The organism is Sphaerotilus mobilis (genome assembly GCF_004216565.1).
GTDB classification, from domain to species: Bacteria; Pseudomonadota; Gammaproteobacteria; order Burkholderiales; family Burkholderiaceae_C; genus Sphaerotilus; species Sphaerotilus mobilis.
In genome coordinates this window covers 1009489-1031821 of the sequence record NZ_SGWV01000007.1, presented here as the reverse complement: position 1 = coordinate 1031821, position 22333 = coordinate 1009489, and the positions used below count along the sequence as shown (strand labels likewise).

General features: G+C 68.4%; 16 protein-coding genes. 13 read left to right on the top strand and 3 right to left on the bottom strand.

Annotated features, from left to right (window positions below):
• Nucleotides 1-85 precede the first annotated feature (85 nt).
• From leuA to pbpG, 3 genes are all read left to right on the top strand, one after another.
• A complete protein-coding gene (leuA, locus tag EV685_RS04835) occupies nucleotides 86-1792 on the top strand; it encodes a 2-isopropylmalate synthase (protein ID WP_130480993.1) in 1707 nt (568 codons plus the stop codon).
• Nucleotides 1793-1817: 25 nt separating this feature from the next.
• The gene (locus tag EV685_RS04830) at nucleotides 1818-3359 is read left to right on the top strand and encodes a 2-isopropylmalate synthase (protein ID WP_130480797.1); all 1542 of its coding nucleotides are present in this window, start codon (nucleotides 1818-1820) and stop codon (nucleotides 3357-3359) included.
• 296 nt (nucleotides 3360-3655) lie between these two features.
• A complete protein-coding gene (gene pbpG / locus EV685_RS04825; protein ID WP_420820808.1) occupies nucleotides 3656-4639 on the top strand; it encodes a D-alanyl-D-alanine endopeptidase in 984 nt (327 codons plus the stop codon).
• 39 nt (nucleotides 4640-4678) lie between these two features.
• Here the strand turns inward: pbpG and EV685_RS04820 are convergent, their stop codons facing one another.
• A complete protein-coding gene (locus tag EV685_RS04820; protein WP_130480795.1) occupies nucleotides 4679-5449 on the bottom strand; it encodes an IclR family transcriptional regulator in 771 nt (256 codons plus the stop codon).
• 10 nt (nucleotides 5450-5459) lie between these two features.
• Between EV685_RS04820 and EV685_RS04815 the strand changes: the two genes are divergently transcribed.
• From EV685_RS04815 to zapE, 6 genes are all read left to right on the top strand, one after another.
• Nucleotides 5460-6581 (top strand): TIGR03790 family protein, encoded by a 1122-nt coding sequence (locus EV685_RS04815; protein ID WP_242615421.1) that lies wholly within the window; start codon nucleotides 5460-5462, stop codon nucleotides 6579-6581.
• Between the two features lie 232 nt (nucleotides 6582-6813).
• The gene (locus EV685_RS04810) at nucleotides 6814-9672 is read left to right on the top strand and encodes a 2-oxoglutarate dehydrogenase E1 component (protein ID WP_130480794.1); all 2859 of its coding nucleotides are present in this window, start codon (nucleotides 6814-6816) and stop codon (nucleotides 9670-9672) included.
• 111 nt (nucleotides 9673-9783) lie between these two features.
• A complete protein-coding gene (odhB, locus tag EV685_RS04805; protein ID WP_130480793.1) occupies nucleotides 9784-11043 on the top strand; it encodes a 2-oxoglutarate dehydrogenase complex dihydrolipoyllysine-residue succinyltransferase in 1260 nt (419 codons plus the stop codon).
• 58 nt (nucleotides 11044-11101) lie between these two features.
• Nucleotides 11102-11443 carry a PspC domain-containing protein gene (locus tag EV685_RS04800; RefSeq protein WP_130480792.1) on the top strand — a complete coding sequence of 114 codons (342 nt, stop codon included), beginning with the start codon at nucleotides 11102-11104 and terminating at the stop codon, nucleotides 11441-11443.
• Nucleotides 11444-11499: 56 nt separating this feature from the next.
• On the top strand, nucleotides 11500-12927 hold the full coding sequence (gene lpdA / locus EV685_RS04795; protein ID WP_130480791.1) for a dihydrolipoyl dehydrogenase: 1428 nt from the start codon (nucleotides 11500-11502) through the stop codon (nucleotides 12925-12927).
• 25 nt (nucleotides 12928-12952) lie between these two features.
• Nucleotides 12953-14050, top strand: a complete 1098-nt coding sequence (gene zapE / locus EV685_RS04790; protein ID WP_130480790.1) for a cell division protein ZapE — start codon at nucleotides 12953-12955, stop codon at nucleotides 14048-14050.
• Nucleotides 14051-14094: 44 nt separating this feature from the next.
• Here the strand turns inward: zapE and EV685_RS04785 are convergent, their stop codons facing one another.
• The gene (locus EV685_RS04785; protein WP_130480789.1) at nucleotides 14095-14880 is read right to left on the bottom strand and encodes a PP2C family protein-serine/threonine phosphatase; all 786 of its coding nucleotides are present in this window, start codon (nucleotides 14878-14880) and stop codon (nucleotides 14095-14097) included.
• Nucleotides 14881-15060: 180 nt separating this feature from the next.
• Between EV685_RS04785 and EV685_RS04780 the strand changes: the two genes are divergently transcribed.
• On the top strand, nucleotides 15061-17034 hold the full coding sequence (locus EV685_RS04780; RefSeq protein WP_130480788.1) for a DNA repair helicase YoaA: 1974 nt from the start codon (nucleotides 15061-15063) through the stop codon (nucleotides 17032-17034).
• Here EV685_RS04780 and EV685_RS04775 read toward each other — a convergent pair whose 3' ends face one another.
• Nucleotides 17035-17856, bottom strand: a complete 822-nt coding sequence (locus EV685_RS04775; RefSeq protein WP_130480787.1) for an outer membrane protein assembly factor BamD — start codon at nucleotides 17854-17856, stop codon at nucleotides 17035-17037. It abuts the gene before it with no gap.
• 72 nt (nucleotides 17857-17928) lie between these two features.
• Between EV685_RS04775 and EV685_RS04770 the strand changes: the two genes are divergently transcribed.
• From EV685_RS04770 to EV685_RS04760, 3 genes are all read left to right on the top strand, one after another.
• Complete coding sequence (locus EV685_RS04770) at nucleotides 17929-18975, top strand: RluA family pseudouridine synthase (protein WP_242615420.1); 1047 nt, start codon at nucleotides 17929-17931, stop codon at nucleotides 18973-18975.
• Between the two features lie 372 nt (nucleotides 18976-19347).
• On the top strand, nucleotides 19348-19968 hold the full coding sequence (gene scpB, locus EV685_RS04765) for an SMC-Scp complex subunit ScpB (protein WP_130480785.1): 621 nt from the start codon (nucleotides 19348-19350) through the stop codon (nucleotides 19966-19968).
• 9 nt (nucleotides 19969-19977) lie between these two features.
• A complete protein-coding gene (locus EV685_RS04760) occupies nucleotides 19978-22236 on the top strand; it encodes a pseudouridine synthase (protein WP_242615419.1) in 2259 nt (752 codons plus the stop codon).
• Nucleotides 22237-22333: the final 97 nt, after the last annotated feature.

The window sequence follows — 22333 nt, the reverse complement described above, 5'->3', positions numbered from 1 at the left end:
AGCGGGCCGTTTTCTTTTGTCCTTCAGGTCCTGACATCCCCGGCGCGGCGTTGCACCCCACCTCTCCAGGAGTCCCCCGATGAGCATGCTCAAGAACCCCGCCGCCAAGTACCGTCCCGCGCCCCAGGTCGACCTGCCGGATCGCTGCTGGCCCTCGCGGGTGATCACCGCCGCGCCGCGCTGGCTCAGCACCGACCTGCGCGATGGCAACCAGGCTCTGATCGAGCCGATGGACGTGGCCCGCAAGCTGCGGATGTTCGAGGCGTTGGTGGCAATCGGCTTCAAGGAGATCGAGGTCGGTTTCCCGTCCGCCTCGCAGGCCGATTTCGACTTCGTGCGCTGCCTGATCGAGGAAGACCGCATCCCCGACGACGTGACGATCCAGGTGCTGACGCCCGCGCGCAGCCACCTGATCGAGCGCACCTTCGAGTCGCTGCAGGGCGCGCGTGCGGCGATCGTGCACCTCTACAACGCGACCGCGCCGGTGATGCGCCAGATCGTGCTCGGTCTGGACGTCGACGGCATCGTCGAGCTGGCCACCACCCACGCCGCCATGTTGCGTGACCTCGCAGCCCGCCAGCCCGCCACGCGCTGGACCTTCCAGTACTCGCCGGAGATGTTCTCCAACACCGAGCTGGAGGTCTCGCGCCGCGTCGTCGATGCGGTGAGCGCCGTCTGGGAGGCCAGTCCGGCGCGACCCTGCATCGTCAACCTGCCGTCGACGGTCGAGAACTGCACGCCCAACGTGTTCGCCGACATGGTCGAGTGGATGGACCGCCACCTCGCTCGCCGCGACGGCATCGTGCTGTGCGTGCATCCGCACAACGACCGTGGCACGGGCACGGCCTCGGCCGAGCTGGCGATCCTGGCCGGCGCCGACCGGGTCGAAGGCTGCCTGTTCGGCAACGGCGAGCGCACCGGCAACCTCGACCTTGTCAACGTCGCGCTCAACCTCTACACCCAGGGCGTCGCGCCGGGGCTGGACTTTTCCGACATCGACGCGATCCGCCGCACGGTCGAGTTCTGCAACCAGATCCCCGTTCACCCGCGCCACCCCTATGTCGGCGAGCTGGTCTACACCTCGTTCTCGGGCTCGCACCAGGACGCCATCAAGAAGGCCTTCGCGGCGCGCCGGGACGGTGAGGTCTGGGACATGCCCTACCTGCCGATCGACCCCAAGGACCTCGGTCGCAGCTACGAGGCGGTGATCCGCGTCAACAGCCAGTCGGGCAAGGGCGGCATCAGCTACCTGCTCGAGACCGAGTACGGCTTGGAGCTGCCGCGCCGCCTGCAGATCGAGTTCAGCCAGCAGGTCCAGGCGGTGATGGACGTGCAGGGCAAGGAACTGGCAGCGGCCGATCTCTGGCGCCTGTTCGACGAGGTCTACGGCCTGGCCGCGGTCGACGTTGCGATGCCGCAGCCGGCCCAGGTCGACGATGCCGGCGATGGCAGCGTGCGGCTGCGCGCCCGCATCGGTGGTGGCCTGGTGGGCAATGGCGAGCCACGTTGGCTGGCTGGCGCCGGCAACGGTCCGGTCGATGCCTTCGTGCAGGCGCTGACCGAGTCTGGCGGCAGGTCCGTGGAAGTGCTCGACTACCATGAACATTCCATCGGCAGCGGGGCGCAGGCGCGTGCCGCCGCCTATGTGGAACTGCGGGTGGGCACGCGTGTGCTGTTCGGCGTCGGCATCGACGCCAACATCGTCAGCGCCTCGATCAAGGCGGTGCTGTCAGGTTGGCAGCGCGCCGTGAACGAAGGCGTCGCCGACGCCGCTGCAACGTCCACCGCCTGATCCGACGACCTCCAGGAGACCCGCCATGAGCGAACAACTCATCATCTTCGACACCACGCTGCGTGACGGCGAACAGTCCCCCGGCGCCTCGATGACGCGCGACGAGAAGCTGCGCATCGCGCGCCAGCTCGAACGCCTGAAGGTCGACGTCATCGAGGCCGGCTTCGCGGCGTCGTCCAATGGCGACTTCGAGGCCGTCAAGGCCATCGCCGATGTCATCAAGGACTCGACCATCTGTTCGCTGGCGCGCGCCAACGACCGCGACATCGCTCGTGCCGCCGAGGCGCTCAAGGGTGCCAACCGGGCCCGCATCCACACCTTCATCGCCACCAGCGAACTCCACATGGAGAAGAAGCTGCGTATGAGCCGCGAGCAGGTGCTCGAACAGGCTCGGCAGGCGGTGCGCTTTGCCCGCAACTTGTGCGCGGACATCGAGTTCTCGCCCGAGGACGGCTACCGCTCGGACCCGGATTTCCTCTGCCGCGTGCTGGAGGCCGTGATCGAGGAGGGCGCGACCACGCTCAACATCCCCGACACGGTCGGCTATGCCATTCCCGAGCTGTACGGCAACTTCATCCGAACCCTGCGCGAGCGTGTGCCCAACTCCGACAAGGCGATCTGGAGCGTGCACTGCCACAACGACCTGGGCATGGCGGTGGCCAACTCCCTGGCCGGCGTCAAGATCGGTGGCGCGCGGCAGATCGAATGCACCATCAACGGCCTGGGCGAACGGGCGGGCAACTGCTCGCTGGAAGAAGTCGTGATGGCGGTGCGCACCCGCCGCGACCACTTCGGCCTGGACGTGCGGGTCGATGCGACCCAGATCGTGCCGGCCTCGCGCATGGTGGCGCAGACCACCGGCTTCGTCGTCCAGCCGAACAAGGCCGTGGTCGGTGCCAACGCGTTTGCACACGCCTCGGGCATCCACCAGGACGGCGTGCTCAAGGCGCGTGACACCTACGAGATCATGCGGGCCGAGGACGTGGGCTGGAGCGCCAACAAGATCGTGCTGGGCAAGCTCTCTGGCCGCAATGCCTTCAAGCAGCGCCTGACGGACCTGGGTGTCGAGCTGGATTCCGAGGCCGAGGTCAACGCCGCTTTCCTGCGCTTCAAGGACCTCGCCGACCGCAAGAGCGAGATCTTCGACGAGGACATCCTGGCGCTGGTCAGCGACGAGGAAAGCGACCAGAAGGTCGAGCACTACCGCCTGCTGGCGTTGTCACAGCATTCCGAGATGGGCGAGCGCCCGCACGCCAGCATCGCCTTCGCAGCCGGGGACGTGGAGCACCACGCCGAGGCCGACGGCAACGGACCGGTCGATGCCAGCATCAAGGCGATCGAGTCGCGACTGTCCACCGGCGCCGAGCTGATGCTCTATTCGGTCAACGCGATCACGTCGGGCAGCACCGAATCCCAGGGCGAGGTGACCGTTCGGCTGCAACTGGGCGGGCGGATCGTCAACGGCGTGGGGGCGGACCCGGACATCGTCGTGGCCTCGGCCAAGGCCTATCTGGCGGCGCTCAACAAGCTGCACAGCAAGGCCGAGCGGGTTGCGGCGCAAGGCTGATCGGCGACCCACCCCGCATCGGGGGGGTCTGTGGAGTACAGGCCGAATTCCTGTTTTCTTCGTGAAATCAAGAGGTTGCCTCGGGTTGGTGATTCCCATAGACTGTGTTCAGTTGTATCTCCGCGACGTGTCTCCGACCAGGGCTGACGAGCCTGGACGGTTCCTGGAAAGGCCCGAATGGCTTGTCTAGGGCATGGGCGGGGACCCGTCCTTCCTTCCCGAGATCGCGCCCCATGTCTGCCCTGAAGCCCTTGCCCCAGCTGTTCCTGTCGCGTGCCATGGGTTTGCGCTGGCAGATGCTGGTCGGACTGGTCGTGGCCTGCCTGCTGGCGGCCGGCACGGCCGATGCGGCACAGCGCAAGTCGCCGCAGCGTCTGAAGTCGGAGGCGCGAGCCAAGTCCGGCAAGGTCATCGCCCAGCGCAAGTTGGTGCGCACGCGCGCTGTTGCCGCCCGTCCCGAGCGCCTGTCGGTTGGCCGCACGGCCGGCCTGCAGCACACCAGTGATCCGCTGGCACTGAAGTCCAACGTGGCCTTCGTGGTTGACCAGGACACGTCCGAGGTGCTGTTCAGCAAGAACTCCGAGGCGGTCCTGCCGATCGCCTCGCTGACCAAGCTGATGACCGCGATGGTGGTGGTCGAGTCCGGGGCGTCGCTGGACGACGAGCTCGAGATCACCACCGCCGACATCGACACCGAGAAGGGCAGTTCCTCGCGCCTGGCCATCGGCACCCGGCTGACCCGCGGCGAGATGCTGCATTTGGCCCTGATGTCCTCCGAGAACCGCGCCGCCAACGCGCTGGGCCGGCACCATCCGGGCGGACTCGCCGAGTTCGTCAAGGCCATGAACTTCAGGGCCGTGAGCCTGGGCATGTCTGACACCCGCTACGTCGAGCCGACAGGGCTGTCCAGCCAGAACCGTTCGAGTGCACCCGATCTGGCTCGCCTGGTCGGTGCCGCCTACGACTACCCGCTGCTGCGCCAGTTTTCGACCACGCCGGATGCCGAGGTCGACATCGGCCGACGCACGGTCCAGTTCAACAACACCAATCGCCTGGTCCGCAATCCGAACTGGGAGATCGGCCTGCAGAAGACCGGCTACATCTCCGAGGCCGGTCGATGCCTGGTGATGCAGGCCCAGATGGCGGGCCGCAAGCTGATCATGGTGTTCCTGGATTCGGCCGGCAAGTATTCCCGCCTGGGTGATGCCGAACGGGTCCGCCAGTGGATCGAGCGTGGCCACGCGGCGGCCACTCAGGCGCCCGCGCTTCCCCTGCGCTGATGCGCTGACCGGGTTCGCCCGGCGCTTGCTGCGGCAGGCTCAGCTGGCCTGATGGCCCAGCGCCTTGGAGATCTGGCTGGCGGTTTCCCTCAGCCGTTCGCTCCATCCTTCTTCCAGCCGGTCTGCCGGTGCCGAGATGGACAGGCCAGCGATCAGCTTGCCCTGGTCGTCGTAGATGCCGGCGGCCATGCAGCGCACGCCAAGCTCCAGCTCTTCGTTGTCGCGGGCCAGCGTGGTCTGGCGCACCTTGGCGAGTTCTCGTTCGAGCTGGGTCAGCTCGGTCAGGCTGTTGCGCGTGTGTCCGGCCAACCCCGTCCGGGCGGCATAGGCGCGCACCCGTTGCGGGTCGTCCTGGGCCAGGAACAACTTGCCCACCGAGGTGAGGTGCAGCGGCGCCCGGCCGCCGACGGCGCGCACCACCTGCATGCCGGAACGCTCGGAATAAGTCCGCTCGATGTAGACGATCTCGTCACCCTGTCGCACCGACAGGTTGACGGGCTGGTGCGTGACCTTGTGCAGCTCGCGCATCGGGGCGAGCGCTGCGTCGCGCACGTCCAGGCGGGCCTTCACCAGGTTTCCGAGTTCCAGCAGACGCATGCCCAGGCGGTAGCTGCCGGCTTCCGGCCGTTCGACGAAGCGTCCGGCGGCGAGGTCGTTGAGGATGCGGTGCGCGGTCGACGGATGCAGGCCGGTATGCTCGCTGACCTGCTTGAGCGAGACCGGATCCCTGTGCGCCGCCAGCACGTCCAGCAGCAGGAAGGTCCGCTCCAGGACCTGAATCGTTGGCGTCTGGCCGTCTTTCTTCGTCATGACTGCCCTCTTGAATCGCAAGACCTATTTTTGCATGGCGAAACGCGCCTTGTCTGCGTTTGCGGCGGTGTTGTGCGGCCTGTGGGTCACGATGCCCGTCTGGGCGCAGGCTTCGGCGCCGGCCTCGGCCGTGGCGGTCAGCCCGGTCGTGCAGGTGCCACGGGTGTTTGGCCGCCTGAATGCCTCGCAGATCGGGCTGGTCATCAATGAGGGCGATCCCTATTCGATCGCGGTCGGCGAGCACTACATCGAACGTCGCCGACTGTCGCCCGAGCAGGTTCTGCGCATCGCCCTGCCGATGCAGGCCCAGCTGTCGGCCAGCGATCTGGCCCGACTGAAGGCTGCCATCGACGCCCATTTCGGACCCCAGATCCAGGCCCTGGCGCTGGCCTGGACTCGGCCCTATGCGGTGGGCTGCCTGTCGATCACCGGGGCGCTGGCCTTCGGGGTTGACGAGGCACTGTGCCGCCACACCTGCGGCCGCGCCAGTGCCTCGACCTACTTCAATTCGCCATCGAGCGAGCCTTTCAAGGACCACGGCTGGCGCCCTTCGATGCTGCTGGCGTCGGCCAGTATCGAGTCGGCACGCCGCCTGATCGACCGCGGCGTGGCGTCCGACGGTCAGCTGGGCCTGCGCGGCAGCCCGCCGGTGCAGGCCTGGTTCCTGTCGACCGCCGATGCGGCGCGCAACGTCCGGGCCGCGCTGTTTCCGCCGACCGGGCCGATCCCGCAATTGGCGCTGCAGATCGAGGCCTGGCCGGGCGACATCCCGAAGGGCGCGCAGCGGGTCTTGGTGGTGCAGACCGGCTTGGCGGTGCTGCCGGCGGGCATCGCGACGCTCGACTGGGTGCCGGGGGCATTGGCCGATCACCTGACCTCCTACGGCGGTCTGCTCGATGCGGTCGACGGCCAGACCCCGGCGACAGCCTGGCTCGAAGCCGGAGCGACGGCCAGCTACGGCACCGTCAGCGAGCCCTGCAACCACCTGCAGAAGTTCCCGCATCCGCAGGTCCTGCTGCTGCACTACCTGCAGGGCGCGACAGCGATCGAGGCCTACTGGAAGAGCGTCGCCTGGCCCCAGCAGGGGGTGTTCGTCGGCGAGCCGCTGGCGGCCCCCTTCGCGCGTCGCTGAGCCGTCCGGATCGCTCTGGCGCAAGACACGAAAGCGTGCGTTTCACGCCCGTGCTTGCAAGTTTCGCGACGGCTTGCGGGTGCTACATTCGCGCCCTGACTTGAGGTCCTTCCCGTCCCCTTCTCTGGCAACAGTCAAGGCGGGTCGCAATCCGCCAACCGGTCAAGCCGTGTCGCGGAAGGTTGTTCAACCCATCGAAGTCCTGGGCACCAGGGCGAGAGGTGAGCGAAAGATGATGCAGCAATACAGGTCGAACTCCTACCTGTTCGGAGGCAACGCACCGTACGTCGAAGAGATGTACGAGGCCTACCTCGACAACCCCGGCTCCGTGCCGGACAACTGGCGCGACTATTTCGACGCGCTCCAGCATGTGCCCGCCACCGACGGCTCCGACAGCCGCGATGTGGCCCACGCACCGGTCGTCGAATCGTTCGCCCAGCGCGCCAAGGCCAACGCCTTCGCCCTGAAGGCCAGCGCATCCGACCTCGCCGTCGCCCGCAAGCAGGTCCACGTCCAGTCCCTGATCGCCGCCTACCGCTTCCTCGGTTCGCGCTGGGCCGACCTCGACCCGCTCAAGCGCACCGAGCGCCCCAAGATTCCCGAGCTGGAGCCGGCGTTCTACGACCTGAGCGAGTCCGACATGGACATCACGTTCAGCGCCGCGAACACCTACTTCAGCAAGGCCGAGAACATGACCCTGCGCGACATCGTGCAGGCCTTGCGTGACACGTATTGCGGCTCGGTCGGTGCGGAGTACATGCACATCACCGACCCGACCGAGAAGCGCTGGTGGCAGGAGCGCCTGGAGGCGAGCCGCAGCAAGCCGTCCTACACGGCCGAAGAGAAGAAGCACATCCTTGAGCGCTTGACCGCCGCCGAAGGCCTCGAGCGCTACCTGCACACCAAGTACGTCGGCCAGAAGCGCTTCTCGCTCGAAGGCGGCGAAAGCTTCATCGCCTCGATGGACGAGGTCGTGCAGCGCGCCGGCAGCCACGGCGTGCAGGAGATGGTCATCGGCATGGCCCACCGCGGCCGCCTGAATGTGCTCGTCAACACCCTGGGCAAGATGCCCAAGGACCTGTTCGCCGAGTTCGACCACACCGCGCCGGAACACCTGCCCTCGGGCGACGTGAAGTACCACCAGGGCTTCTCGAGCGACATCTCGACCGCTGGCGGTCCGGTCCACCTGAGCCTCGCCTTCAACCCGTCGCACCTCGAGATCGTCAACCCGGTCGTCGAAGGTTCGGTCAAGGCCCGCATGGACCGTCGCGGCGACAAGACCGGCGACCAGGTCCTGCCGGTGCTGGTCCACGGTGACGCAGCCTTCGCCGGCCAGGGCGTCGTCATGGAGACGCTGGCGCTGGCGCAGACGCGCGGCTATTACACCGGCGGCACGCTGCACATCGTCATCAACAACCAGATCGGCTTCACGACCAGCGACCCGCGTGACAGCCGCTCGACGCTGTACTGCTCGGACGTCGTCAAGATGATCGAGGCGCCGGTGCTGCACGTGAACGGCGACGATCCCGAAGCCGTGGTGTTCTGCACCCAGCTGGCGATGGACTACCGCCAGCAGTTCAAGAAGGACGTCGTCGTCGACATCATCTGCTTCCGCAAGCTGGGCCACAACGAGCAGGACACGCCCAGCCTGACGCAGCCGCTGATGTACAAGAAGATCGCCCAGCACCCGGGCACCCGCCGCCTCTACGGCGACAAGCTGGTGGCGCAGGGCGTGCTGCCGGCCGATGGTCCGGACCAGATGGTCAAGGACTTCCGCGCCGCCATGGATGCGGGCAAGCACACGGTCGATCCGGTGCTGACCAATTTCAAGAGCAAGTACGCGGTCGACTGGGCGCCCTTCCTGGGCAAGAAGTGGACCGACAGCGCCGACACGGCCCTGCCGATGGTCGAGGTCAAGCGACTGGCCGAGCGCATCACGACCGTGCCCAGCAACTTCAAGGTCCACCCGCTGGTCGAGAAGGTTCTGGCCGACCGCGCCGCGATGGGCCGTGGCGAGATCAACGTCGACTGGGGCATGGGCGAGCACATGGCCTACGCCTCGCTGGTGGCCAGCGGCTATGCCGTGCGCCTGTCGGGCGAGGACTGCGGCCGCGGCACCTTCGTGCACCGCCACGCCGTCCTGCATGACCAGAACCGCGAGAAGTGGGACATCGGCACCTACGTGCCGCTGCAGAACGTGGCTGAGAACCAGGCCCCGTTCGTGGTCATCGACTCGATCCTGTCGGAAGAGGCCGTGCTCGGCTTCGAATACGGCTACGCCAGTGCCGACCCGAACACGCTGACCATCTGGGAAGGCCAGTTCGGCGACTTCGTCAACGGCGCGCAGGTCGTGATTGACCAGTTCATCGCCTCGGGCGAGGTCAAGTGGGGCCGCGTCAATGGCCTGGTGCTGATGCTGCCGCACGGTTATGAAGGCCAGGGCCCCGAGCACAGCTCGGCGCGTCTGGAGCGCTTCATGCAGTTGGCCGCCGACACCAACATGCAGATCGTTCAGCCGACCACCGCCAGCCAGATCTTCCACCTGCTGCGCCGCCAGATGGTGCGCCCGCTGCGCAAGCCGCTGGTCATCATGACGCCCAAGTCGCTGCTGCGGAACAAGGACGCGACCTCGCCGCTGACCGAGTTCAGCAAGGGCGAGTTCCGCACCGTGATCCCAGAGCTGAACGCGGCCATCGACGGTGCCAAGGTCAAGCGCGTGATCGCCTGCTCGGGCAAGGTCTATTACGACCTGGTCAAGAAGCGCGAGGAGAAGAAGGCCAGCGACGTCGCGGTGATCCGCGTCGAGCAGCTCTATCCCTTCCCGCACAAGGCCTTCGCTTCGGAGCTGAAGAAGTACCCGAACGCGACCGACGTGGTGTGGTGCCAGGACGAGCCGCAGAACCAGGGCGCCTGGTTCTTCGTGCAGCACCAGATCCACGAGAACATGCTCGAAGGCCAGAAGCTGGGTTACGCCGGCCGCGCCGCCTCGGCATCGCCGGCCGTTGGTTATGCCCACCTGCACCAGGAGCAGCAGAAGGCGCTGCTGGATCAGGCCTTCGGCAAGATCAAGGGTTTCGTGCTCACCAAGTGAGTGTCCGAGTGACGGGAGCGGGCGCTGCGCGCCGCTCCCGTCGCGTGTGTGTGCCCGGCTTCAGGCTGGGCGTCGAACGCGCTGCAACTCCCCGAACAAAAGAGATTCCAAATGGCCATCGTTGAAGTCAAGGTCCCCCAGTTGTCCGAGTCGGTCGCCGAGGCGACCCTCCTGCAATGGAAGAAGCAGCCCGGCGAAGCCGTGGCGATGGATGAAATCCTGATCGAGATCGAGACCGACAAGGTCGTGCTCGAAGTGCCCGCACCCGCCGCTGGCGTGCTGGCTTCGCATGTCGTCGGCAACGGCGGCACGGTCGTCAGCGACCAGCTGATCGCGCAGATCGACACCGAAGGCAAGGGCGGTGCCGCTGCGCCGGCCGCCGCTGCCGCGCCGGCGCCGGCCGCCGCTGCCGCGCCCGCTGGCGTCGACAAGTCCGGCGTCGCGATGCCCGCTGCGGCCAAGCTGATGGCCGACAACCAACTGGGCGCCGGCTCGGTGGCTGGTACCGGCAAGGACGGCCGCATCACCAAGGGCGACGTGCTCGGCGCGGTTGCCGCTGGTGCAGCCAAGCCGGCCGCCGTGGCGGCTCCGGCCATTGCCGTGCCGGCCGCGCCGGCCGTCGCCAAGCCGCTGCCCGCCGTCAAGGCCCCGGCCGCTCAGAACCTGGGCGAGCGCCCCGAGCAGCGCGTGCCGATGAGCCGCCTGCGCGCCCGCGTCGCCGAGCGCCTGCTGCAGTCGCAATCGACCAATGCCATCCTGACCACGTTCAACGAAGTGAACATGGCCCCGCTGATGGACATGCGCAAGAAGTTCCAGGACAAGTTCGAGAAGGAACACGGCGTCAAGCTCGGCTTCATGAGCTTCTTCGTCAAGGCGGCGGTCCACGCGCTGAAGAAGTTCCCGGTCCTGAACGCCTCGGTCGACGGCAACGACATCGTCTACCACGGCTTCTTCGACATCGGCATCGCGGTCGGCTCGCCGCGTGGCCTGGTGGTGCCCATCATCCGCAATGCGGACCAGATGAGCTTTGCCGACATCGAGAAGAAGATCGCCGAGTTCGGCCAGAAGGCCAAGGACGGCAAGCTGGGCATCGAGGAGCTGACCGGCGGCACGTTCTCGATCTCCAACGGCGGCACCTTCGGCTCGATGCTGTCGACGCCGATCATCAACCCGCCGCAGTCGGCCATCCTGGGCGTGCACGCGACCAAGGACCGAGCGGTGGTCGAGAACGGTCAGGTCGTGGTGCGCCCGATCAACTACCTCGCGATGTCCTATGACCACCGCATCATCGACGGCCGCGAAGCCGTGCTGGGTCTGGTGGCGATGAAGGAAGCGCTGGAAGACCCGTCGCGCCTGCTGTTCGACATCTGATCGATGTCGCTGGGCCGGCTCTGCGCCGGCCCTTGCTTCTCCCCGTGAGGAACACGCCATGAGCCTTCCCGACGAACTCCAGCAACTTGACGCACTGCGCCAGCGTGGCGTACTCAGCGAGAGCGAGTTTGTGCAGGCCAAGGCCAGGCTGTTGTCGGGCGAGTTGCCGGTGGCCGGTGTGGTGGCTGCCAACGGCTTGCGCCGTTCGCTCGACGATCGCTGGATCGCCGGCGTCTGCGGTGGGCTCGCGCGCCTGACCGGCGCCGAGGCCTGGCTGTGGCGGCTGGCCTTCGCACTGCTCTTCCTGCTCGCCGGCACCGGCGTGCTGCTCTACATCCTGACGTGGATCTTCGTGCCGACGGCCCCGCCGCCGGGCATGCGCTCCCACCTCACGTCCTGACTCCATCCGCCCGCTTCCCCGATGCGAGGAACCGGGCGAGAACGATAGGTTCAACCATGTCCAAGTCTTTTGATGTCGTCGTCATCGGCGGCGGCCCCGGCGGCTACATCGCCGCGATCCGCGCAGCCCAGCTCGGTTTCAACGTCGCCTGCATCGACGAGTGGAAGAACGACAAGGGCGGCCCAGCCCCCGGCGGCACCTGCACCAACGTGGGCTGCATCCCGTCCAAGGCGCTGCTGCAGTCCAGCGAGCACTTCGAGCACGCTGGCCACCATTTCGCCGAACACGGCATCGGCCTGTCGGACCTGACCATCGACGTGGCCAAGATGATTGGCCGCAAGAACACCGTCGTGAAGCAGAACAACGACGGCATCCTCTATCTGTTCAAGAAGAACAAGGTCAGCTTCTTCCACGGCCGCGGCTCGTTCGCCCAGGCGGTAGAGGGCGGCTACGAGATCACCGTCGCCGGTGCCGCCACCGAGTCGCTGACCGCCAAGCAGGTCATCGTCGCCACCGGTTCGACCGCGCGTGCGCTGCCCGGTGCCGCCTTCGACGAGGACAAGGTCCTGTCCAACGACGGCGCGCTGCGCATCGGCGCCGTGCCCGCCAAGCTGGGCGTGATCGGCTCGGGCGTGATCGGTCTGGAGATGGGCTCGGTCTGGCGCCGCCTGGGCGCCGAGGTCACCATCCTTGAGGCGATGCCCGGCTTTCTGGGTGCAGCCGACGAAGGCGTGGCCAAGGAAGCGCTCAAGGCCTTCCAGAAGCAGGGCCTGAAGTTCGAGTTCGGCGTGAAGATCTCGAAGGTCGACACCAGCGGCGCGGGCGTGCTCGTGTCCTATGCCGACGCCAAGGGCGCCGAGCAGACGCTGGCCGTCGACAAGCTGATCGTCTCGATCGGCCGTGTCGCCAACACCACCGGCCTGAACGCCGAAGCGGTTGGCCTCCAGCTCGACGAGCGCGGCGCCATCGTGGTCGACGGCGACTGCCGCACCAACCTGCCTGGCGTCTGGGCGGTCGGCGACGTGGTGCGCGGCCCGATGCTGGCCCACAAGGCCGAGGAAGAGGGCGTGGCCGTGGCCGAGCGCATCGCCGGTCAGCACGGCCATGTCGACTTCTCGATCATCCCGTGGGTCATCTACACCAGCCCCGAGATCGCCTGGGTCGGCCGCACCGAGCAGCAGCTCAAGGCCGACGGCGTGGCCTACAAGGCCGGCCAGTTCCCCTTCATGGCCAACGGTCGTGCGCGGGCGCTGGGCGACACCACCGGCTTCGTCAAGTTCCTGGCCGACGCCAAGACCGACGAGATCCTGGGCGTGCACATCGTGGGCCCGTATGCCTCCGAGCTGATCTCCGAAGCCGTCGTGGCGATGGCATTCAAGGCCTCGGCCGAGGACATCGCGCGCATCTGCCACGCCCACCCGTCGCTGTCCGAGGCGACCAAGGAAGCGGCGCTGGCCGTCGACAAGCGCACCTTGAACTTCTGAGCCCCCACCCGCCGGCAGCCACGTCTTGAACGTCACCGACCTCTATCACCAGACCCTCGTCGAGCGCGGCTACCAGGCTGATCCGGCCCAGCTGCGCGCGGTCGCGGCACTGCAGCGCTGCCAGGACGAGTGGGCGGCCTACAAGGCGCGGCGCGGCAATGCGCTGACCAAGGTGCTGGTGCGCCCGCCGATCCCGCGTGGGGTCTACATGTATGGCGGGGTCGGGCGTGGCAAGAGCTTCCTGATGGATGCCTTCTTCCAGGCCGTGCCGCTGCAGCGCAAGACGCGGCTGCACTTCCACGAGTTCATGCGTGAGGTGCACCGCGAGCTGCAGGACCTGAAGGGCGTCGTCAACCCGCTCGACGAACTGGGCAAGCGCATCGCGCGGCGCTTCCGGCTGATCTGCTTCGACGAGTTCCACGTCGCCGACGTGACCGACGCGATGATCCTGCACCGGCTGCTGGACGCGATGTTCCGCAACCGCGTGTCGATCATCACCACGTCGAACTTCCATCCCGACGGGCTCTACCCGAACGGCCTGCACCGCGACCGCATCCTGCCGGCCATCGAGCTGCTGAAGGCCCAGCTGGAGGTCATCAACGTCGACAACGGCACCGACTACCGGCGCCGCACGCTCGAACAGGTCGAGCTCTACCACGCACCGCTCGGTCCCGAGGCGGATGCCTCGCTGACCCGCAGCTTCGAGGAACTCGCCGAAGCCCGCGACGAGGACCCGGTGATGAACATCGAGCACCGCGTGATCCGCGCCCGCCGCAAGGCCGGTGGCGTGGTCTGGTTCGACTTCAAGGAACTGTGCGGCGGGCCGCGTTCGCAGAACGACTACCTCGAACTGGCGACGCAGTTCCACACGCTGATCCTGTCGAACGTGCCGCTGATGCCGCCCAAGCTGGCCTCGGAGGCGCGCCGCTTCACCTGGCTGGTCGACGTGCTCTATGACCGCCGCGTCAAGCTGGTGATCTCGGCGGCGGTGCCGCCCGAGCAGCTCTACACCGAAGGCCCGCTGGCGCACGAGTTTCCGCGCACGGTCTCGCGCCTGACGGAGATGCAGTCGGCCGAGTTCCTGGCGCTGGAGCGACGCGACGTCGACACCTCGTTGACCTGATCAGCCGTCGCCTTGGCCCTAGCCATGGCGCTGACTGCCCAGGCTCAGCCCCCGTCGTCCGGCGCGTTCAGCGCCTCGACCTTGACCAGAGCGAGCGAGACGTTGTCGCCACCGCCGCGGGCCCGTTGACGCGCCTTGGCGATCAGCATCTTGGTCGCGTCACGTGGCTTGAGCGCGTGCGTGATCGTGCCCAGCTCGCGCGGGGTGAAGTAGTGCCACAGGCCGTCGCTGCACAGCAGCACGGTGTCGCTCAGCTCCAGCGTCTGGACCTTCTCCAGCGTGATCGGCGGGTCCTCGTCGGCGCCCAGGCAGCCGGTCAGCAGGTGGCCGTGCGGGTGGTCGTTGGCCTCGTCCTCGCTGATCTCGCCCTGGTCGATCAGGCGCTGGACCAGCGAATGGTCGAGCGTGCGCGTGAGCATCTGCGGGCCGCGGAAGAGGTAGACCCGCGAGTCGCCGGCGTGGATCACATGGCATTCGCGGTTGGGCAGCAGCAAGGCGGCGGCGATCGTGCTGTGCGGCTCCTGCTCGGAGGTGATCGCGGTCAGCTTGATCATCAGGTGCGATTCCTCGACCAGCCGCTTGAGCAGGGCTTCGGCGCTGTCCTTGACCGGCACGAAACGCTCGAACAGCTGGCGCGCGATCAGCAGCACCTGATCGGCCGCCTTGCGACCGCCGCTCTTGCCGCCCATGCCGTCGGCCAGGATCGCCAACAGGCAGCCGGCCACGCGCGGGTGGGCATAGACCTCAACCTGGTCCTGCTGATAGAGACGGTCGCCGCGATCGATCGCGGTCGCAGCCGTCAGCCGGTGTCCCGGCGCGAGTGTTTTCATGGTCGAAAACTATAATCGCGGACCTGTTTTGCGCGTGTCGGCCTCACCGCACGTGGCAGCCCGACTCGCTGCATTGTCCACGCCGAGGGGCTTCCTGAATGTCGCGCAGACCTCGATCTTGACGAACCTCCCGCTCCCTACCCCGTCGACGGCCCGCTCGCCCGTGGTTCTGCCCCGTTGATGGCCCGCGCCCTCAGCCCCTTGCAGACCGAGGTTCTCGAGGCCTTTGCGCCCGGCGGCCTGCTCGCGCGCAGCGATGCGCAGTTCCGGCCCCGCGAGGTCCAGACCCGGCTGGCTCAAGCCGTGGCCCAGGCGCTCGACGAACGCAGCGTGCTGGTCGCCGAGGCCGGAACGGGCGTCGGCAAGACCTTTGGCTACCTGGTGCCCTTGCTGTTGTCGGGCCAGCGTGCGCTGGTCAGCACGGCCACCAAGAGCCTGCAGGACCAGCTCTTCCTGCGCGACCTGCCGCGACTGGCTCGTCAGCTCGGCCTGCCGGTGCAAATCGCCTTGCTCAAGGGCCGCGCGTCCTACCTCTGTCTGCACCGCCTGCAGCTCGCGCGCCAACAGGCTGAGCTGCCCGATCGCCAGTCGGTGCGCTTGCTCGCACGCATCGAACAATGGGCCCAGACCACGCACAAGGGCGACCTGGCCGAGCTCGACGTGCTCGACGACCGCTCTCCCATCGTGCCGCTGGTGACCTCCACGCGCGAGAACTGCTTGGGCAGCGAATGCCCCAGCCACCGCGACTGCCACGTCCTGCTGGCCCGCCGCGAGGCGCTGCAGGCCGACCTGGTGGTCGTCAATCACCACCTCTTCTTCGCCGACCTGGCCCTGCGCGACACCGGCACGGCCGAGCTGCTGCCCAGCGTCGATGCGGTCGTGTTTGACGAGGCACATCAGCTCAACGAGGCGGGCGTGCAGTTCCTCGGTCGCCACCTGGGCACCGGCCAGTTGCTGGACTGCAGCCGTGACCTGCTGGCCGCCGGCCTGGCCCATGCACGTGGCCTGCAGGACTGGGCCACCGTCGCCGGTCAGGTCGAGCAAGGCGCCCGTCGCCTGCGGCTGGCCTGTGCCGGCGAGCTGCGTGGATCGGCCCGCCTGCGCTGGGACGAGCGCAGCCGCAGCGCCGAGTTCAGTGAGGCGCTGGAGGCGGCGCGGCAAGCCTGTGTCGGTGCGGCCGACGCGTTGGCACCGGTGGCCGAATCGGCCCCCGAGCTGTCCAAGATGCGCGAGCGGGCTCAGGGACTGAGCCAGTTGCTGGCGGGCTACGCCCAGCCGGTGCCGCCGGGGCATGTCCGCTGGATGGACCTGACGCTGCACCAGGCTCGTCTGTCGGAGGCGCCGCTGGACATCCGCGAGACGCTGCGCGAGAAGGTCGAGGACGGCTCCCGGGCATGGATCTTCACCTCGGCCACGCTGGGCGACGACGACGAGCTGAGCTGGTTCACCCGCAGCGCGGGCGTCGAAGATGCACGCACCCTGCGTGTGGGCAGCCCGTTTGACTACCCGCGTCACGGTCGTCTGCATGTGCCGTCGTCCATGCCACGTCCGAACGACCCGCGCCATCCGGCGGCGGTCGGCGCGCTGGCGGCGCGTTGCGCGACGGCTTTGGGCGGCCGCACCTTCGTGCTGACGACCACGCTGAGGGCGCTGCGCGAGGTCGGCGAACACCTGCGCAGCGTGTTGGCGGCAAAGGCCGACCCGATCGAGGTCCTGGTCCAGGGCGAGGGCCCAAAGCGGGCGCTGCTCAGCCGATTTCTCAAGACGCCCCGGGCTGTGCTGGTGGGTTCACACAGCTTCTGGGAGGGCATCGACGTGCCCGGCGAGGCGTTGCAGTGCGTGTTGATCGACAAGTTGCCGTTCCCGCCGCCCAACGACCCGCTGGCCGAAGCACGCAGCCGCAGCCTGGAAGCACAAGGCCAGTCGGCCTTCGACGACTACTTCGTGCCCGAGGCGGCGGTGGCGCTCAAGCAGGGCGCTGGTCGCCTGATCCGCAGCGAGACCGACCGCGGCCTGCTGGTGATCTGCGACACCCGCCTGCTGAGCATGGGCTATGGCCGTCGCCTGCTGGCGGCCTTGCCGCCGATGCCCATGGTCGAGAGCGAGGCCGAAGCGCTCGACTGGCTGCGCTCGCTGGCGAGCGCGCCGGCCTGATCAGCGCGTGGCGAGCGCCGCGCTGTCGCTTCGCTGGGCCAGCCAGCTGCTCTTCGGGTAGTTGCTCTGCAGCACGCGCCAGGTGTCGTCGCGCAGCGTCGTCAGGCCCAGCTTGTCGTAGCTGGTGGCCATCAGGTAGAGCGCTTCCTCGGCTGCCGGCACGCCGCGGAAGTCAACCAGCGCCTGCTGCGCCCGGTTGACCGCCGCCACGAAGGCGCCGCGCCGGAAGTAGTAGCGCGCGACGTGCACCTCGTGCGCTGCCAGCGAGTTGATGATGTAGTTGATGCGCACGCGCGCATCGGGCGCGTACTTCGACGCTGGGTAACGCTCAACCAGTTGCTTGAAGCTCTGGTAGGCCGAGCGCGCGGCCTGCTGGTCGCGCTCGGCGAGGTCGGTGCCGACGATGCTGCCGAACAGGCCGAGGTCGTCGTTGAAGTTGATCAGGCCCTGCAGGTAATAGGCGTAGTCGGCGGCCGGGCTGGTCGGGTGCAGCTTGAGGAAGCGCTCGACCGTGGCCAGCGCCTGGGCGTTCTCGCGCTGCTTGAAATGCAGGTAGGCCCGTTCCAGCTGCGCCTGCTGCGCCAGCAAGGTGCCGGCGGCGAGGCCTTCGATGCGCTCGAACAGCTTGATCGCACGTTCGTTGGCGCCGGCCGAGGCCTCTTCGCGGGCCTCTTCATACAATTTCCCGACGTCGTTGTTCTCGGACAGCTTCTTCGGGTCGCTGGCACAGGCGCCCAGCAATGTGGCCAGCGCCAAAGTGCAGGCCAACAGGACGCGATGGCCGGGGTTGCGGCGGACCGTGCTTCGAAGGGCGCTGGACATGGCGTCTGCTCTCCGGCGGTCATGCGCCGGGATCGATGGAAACAAGCCGATGATTATAGGAAGGGGGTCCTGGTGAACTCAGCGCTCGAACAGGATCCGGTCGGCGTCGAAGACGATGTCGACGAGTCGGTCGAACGCCGCCGCGCGCGCATCGACGTGAAGACCCACGGCCTGCGGCTGGACAAGTTGCTGGTGACGCTGGCGGGCGAGTTTTCGCGCAACCACTTGCAGCACCTGATCGAGGCCGGCCATGTGCAGGTCGACGGCAGGGTGGCGATGCAGGCCTCGCGCAAGGTCACGGCAGGCCAGCAGGTCGAGGTCGCGCTGATGCCGACGGCGCAGAGCACCGCCTTCCGGCCCGAGCCGATCGCGCTGGCCATCGTGCACGAGGACGAGCACCTGCTGGTGATCAACAAGCCTGCTGGCCTGGTCGTGCATCCTGCAGCGGGGCACTGGAGCGGCACGCTGCTCAATGGCCTGCTGGCGCACCATGCGGGCGCCGCGCAGCTGGCGCGCGCGGGCATCGTGCACCGGCTCGACAAGGACACCTCCGGCCTGATGCTGGTGGCGCGCACGCTGGTCGCGCAGACCGCGCTGGTGCGCGCCATTGCCGATCGCAGCGTGCACCGCGAGTACCTCGCGCTGGTCCATGGCGACGTGAGCGGCACCGCGCCGGGTCGGCCGCTGCGCATCGATGCGGCGATCGGGCGCGACCCGGTCTCACGCGTCAAGATGGCGCTGGTCGCCAGCGGCAAGCCGGCCATGACCGACGTCCTTCGGCTGGGCGGCGCAGCCGTTCCCATCGGGCCGGCCCATGCGCCGCGGCCGGTCAGCGCGGTGCATTGCAAGCTGCACACCGGCCGCACCCACCAGATTCGTGTCCACCTGGCCTCGCGTGGTCATCCGCTGTTGGCCGATGTGATGTACGGCGGCACGCCGGCGCTGGGCCTGGAACGCCAGGCGCTGCATGCGGCGCGGCTGTCGCTGGTACACCCAGTCGACGGGCGCGCCCTGAGCTTCGAGGCGCCGCTTCCGGCGGATCTGTCACAGGCCTGGGCGCTCGTCTGTGGCGCGCCGTTCAGCCGCCTGCCATCGTGGGACTACAATCCGGGCCGTTGAGTCGATGCAGTGCCCGAGCAGGCACCGACCCCGCCGGCAGATGTCACGCTGGATGAGGGTCCGGTGAACCGCCGATGGCCTCGATGTGATGACGGTGGGGAAGCAGGGCTTCCACCCCGATCCAACCGGCTCCCGAACGAACAGCGCGAACAGACCGAAGCCGTCACAACGGCCCCCCCGGACGGGAGGTCGATGCGGGCGGGCTGTCGCAGCACGCGGCGCGAAGCGCGCCTTAGGCAACCGCAGGATCCGTGGCTCCGCCCGAGAGGGCAGCCCACAGCGCCGGCCGACAGGCCGATGAACACAAACCGATCGGGCCGATGGCCCGCACACAGGCGGCCGGGATGGCCGCCAAGGTGACAGACCGAATCCATGAACACCCAGGATGCCCGACGCGTCCTCGAGACCGCGCTCATCTGCGCCCAGCAGCCGTTGACGGTGCGCGAGATGCGCGTGCTGTTCGACGACGAACTGGCTGCGGACACCGTGCGTGGCCTGCTCGATGAGCTCAGGCGCGACTGGCGCGACCGGGGTGTCGAGCTGGTCTGCGTGGCCAGCGGCTGGCGCTTCCAGAGCCGGCCCGAGATGCGCGTCTACCTCGATCGCCTGCACCCCGAGAAGCCGCCGAAATACACCCGTGCGACGCTGGAGACGCTGGCCATCATTGCCTACCGCCAGCCCGTCACGCGCGGCGACATCGAGGAGATCCGCGGTGTCACGGTCAGCAGCCAGATGATCAAGCAGCTCGAAGACCGCGGCTGGGTCGACACGATCGGCTACCGCGACGCTCCCGGCCGACCGGCCCTGCTGGCGACCACGCGCCAGTTCCTTGACGACCTGGGCCTGCGCTCGCTCGACCAGCTGCCCGCGCTGGATGCGGTGTTGCCCGATCCCCAGAACCTGGCTGCGGCACTGCCGCAGCAGACCTCCCTGCTCGACGCGCTCGAAGCCGACGCGGCACCGGGCGATGTCACACCTTCCGAAGAGGCCTGAGGCCACACGATGAACGACCTGCCTGAATCCAACGATCCGACCCCGGCCGAGGCCGCGTCCGCATCCGCTCCGGCGCCTCGTCGTCGGGCGCCCCGCAAGACGGCCCCAGCCGCGCCGGTCGAGTCGACCGCTGCGGTGCCGGAGGCGGCGGCTGTCGCCCCCGCCAAGGCGCCGCGCCGACGCAGCCCGGCCCGTGACGCCAGCCCGATCGAGCAGGCTGCTGCAGCGGCGGCCGAATCGCTGGCCGCGCCGGTGGCGGTGGTCGAGGCGACCGCCGAGCCGCTCGCCGAGCCACTCGCCGAGGTCAAGCCCAAGGCGCCGCGCAAGCGCAAGGTCGCCGAGGCGGTCGAAGGCGTGGCCGAGGCCGTCGCCGAGGTTGTGCCTGAGGTGATGCTTGCGGTGGAAACCGTCGCTGTCGACGCGTCATCGGCCGAACCGGCCCCGAAGCGCCCACGCAGCCGCAAGCCGGCTGCCGACGTGTCGGCGCCGGCTGATGTCACCCCGGCCCCGGCCGAAGCTGTCGTGGACGCGAACGCCGACGTGACCGCCAACGCTGCCGTGACCGAGGCAGCCGGCGACGCGGGCGAGGCGTCCGAAGGCCAGGCTCCGCAGGATCGCAACGCGCGCCGTCGCGAGCGTCGCAACCGCCGCGACCGCGATCGCCCGCGTGGCAACGGTGAAGACGGCGCGACCGTCGCCGCCGCGCCGGCTGACGGTGCGGGTGAAGGCGCGGCGGTGCTCGACGGCGGCGTCGTTGCCGAGCCGGTCGACGCCGGCGAGCTGTTCGCCGAGGTGCTGTCCGGCCAGTTCGACATCGAGCCGGCCGAGGAAGTCGCCGCCGAGCCGACCAAGCGTGTGCTGCGCCCCGAGCCTGAGGCGCCCAAGCTGCACAAGGTGCTGGCGCAGTCTGGCGTCGGCTCGCGCCGCGACATGGAGCAGCTGATCCAGGACGGCCAGGTCACCGTCAATGGCGAGGTTGCCCACGTCGGCATGCGCATCGCGCACGGTGACCAGATCAAGATTGCCGGGCGCCCGGTCAAGGTCCGCATCGCGCCCGGACCGGCTCGCATCCTGGCCTATCACAAGCCGGTCGGCGAGGTCGTCACCCATCACGACCCCGATGGCCGCCCGACCGTGTTTCGCGGACTGCCGCGCCTGCCCTCGGGCAAGTGGCTGTCGGTCGGCCGTCTGGACATCAACACCGAAGGCCTGCTGCTGTTCACCAGCTCGGGCGAGCTCGCCAACCAGCTGATGCACCCGCGCTTCGGCGTCGAGCGCGAGTACGCCGTGCGCGTGCTGGGCAAGCTCGAAGAGGGCGATCGCGCCCAGCTGCTCGAAGGCGTTGACGTCGACGGCCAGCGTGCCGCCTTCAAGGCCATCGCCGACGGCGGTGGCGAGGGCGTCAACCACTGGTACCGCGTGATCATTGCCGAAGGCCGCAACCGCGAGGTCCGCAAGCTGTTCGACACCGTCGGCCTGACCGTCAGCCGCCTGATCCGCATCCGCTACGGCACCGTGGTGCTGCCGCGTGGCCTCAAGCGCGGCGTCTGGGTCGAGCTTGGCGAGGACGACGTGCGTGCCATCCGCCGCCTTGCACATGCGCCACGCGACGGTGCCGGCCAGCAGCCGCGCGAAGCGCAGGGCGATGCGCCGCAAGGCCAGCAGGCCCCGCAGGGCCGTGGCCAGCAGCCGCAGCGCGGCCAGCAGCCCGGCAAGGGCCAGAAGGGCCAGCAAGGCCAGTCGTTTCAAGGTGGTCAAGGCGGCCAAGCCGGCCCGAACGGTCGCCAGGGCGGTCAAGGTGGTGGACAAGGCCAAGGTCAGGGCCAGGGCAAGCAGCGTGGCAAGCACGGCGGCAAGCCGGGGTTTGGCGGCCAAGGGGGGCAGGGCGGCAACTTCGAGCAGCGCCGTCCGGACGCGCGCGCCGAGATGCGTCCGCCTCGCGTGGATGGGCCGCGTGCCGATGCACCGCCGCGTGATGACCGGGACGACCGCTACGACGACGACATCCCGACCCACATCCCGAACCCGCTGGAGCAGACCTTTGACCGCCGCTTCGCGACCGGCTCCAAGCGCATCTCCGCCGGCTTCGGTCGACCGACCGAGGAGCCGGTTGGCGGACGTGGCAACGGTCCGCGCAAGGGCGGCAGCGGGCCGCGCGAGCCCGATCCGCTGCAGACCTCGGTGGGCTACATCGGCGCCGACGCCTACTTCAGCAAGCCGGGCGGCGGCGGTGGCAAGAACCGCGGCGGCGGTGGCCGTCGTCGCTGAGACCGATCCACGCCCGTTGCGCGCGTCACATCCGATCCTGCATCGGGATCCGGCTGGTTCGGTTCCCGATGTTCCCTGACGGCGCGCCCTGACCCCA

Bases quoted from the DNA above. Each gene is read 5' to 3' on its own strand.
- EV685_RS04830 (WP_130480797.1), top strand. From the start codon at position 1,818: ATGAGCGAACAACTCATCATCTTCGACACCACGCTGCGTGACGGCGAA.
- EV685_RS04760 (WP_242615419.1), top strand. From the start codon at position 19,978: ATGAACGACCTGCCTGAATCCAACGATCCGACCCCGGCCGAGGCCGCG.
- EV685_RS04800 (WP_130480792.1), top strand. From the start codon at position 11,102: ATGAGCCTTCCCGACGAACTCCAGCAACTTGACGCACTGCGCCAGCGT.
- EV685_RS04820 (WP_130480795.1), bottom strand. From the start codon at position 5,449: ATGACGAAGAAAGACGGCCAGACGCCAACGATTCAGGTCCTGGAGCGG.
- EV685_RS04775 (WP_130480787.1), bottom strand. From the start codon at position 17,856: ATGTCCAGCGCCCTTCGAAGCACGGTCCGCCGCAACCCCGGCCATCGC.
- scpB (WP_130480785.1), top strand. From the start codon at position 19,348: ATGAACACCCAGGATGCCCGACGCGTCCTCGAGACCGCGCTCATCTGC.
- leuA (WP_130480993.1), top strand. From the start codon at position 86: ATGCTCAAGAACCCCGCCGCCAAGTACCGTCCCGCGCCCCAGGTCGAC.
- pbpG (WP_420820808.1), top strand. From the start codon at position 3,656: ATGCTGGTCGGACTGGTCGTGGCCTGCCTGCTGGCGGCCGGCACGGCC.
- EV685_RS04810 (WP_130480794.1), top strand. From the start codon at position 6,814: ATGATGCAGCAATACAGGTCGAACTCCTACCTGTTCGGAGGCAACGCA.
- odhB (WP_130480793.1), top strand. From the start codon at position 9,784: ATGGCCATCGTTGAAGTCAAGGTCCCCCAGTTGTCCGAGTCGGTCGCC.
- EV685_RS04780 (WP_130480788.1), top strand. From the start codon at position 15,061: ATGGCCCGCGCCCTCAGCCCCTTGCAGACCGAGGTTCTCGAGGCCTTT.
- lpdA (WP_130480791.1), top strand. From the start codon at position 11,500: ATGTCCAAGTCTTTTGATGTCGTCGTCATCGGCGGCGGCCCCGGCGGC.
- EV685_RS04785 (WP_130480789.1), bottom strand. From the start codon at position 14,880: ATGAAAACACTCGCGCCGGGACACCGGCTGACGGCTGCGACCGCGATC.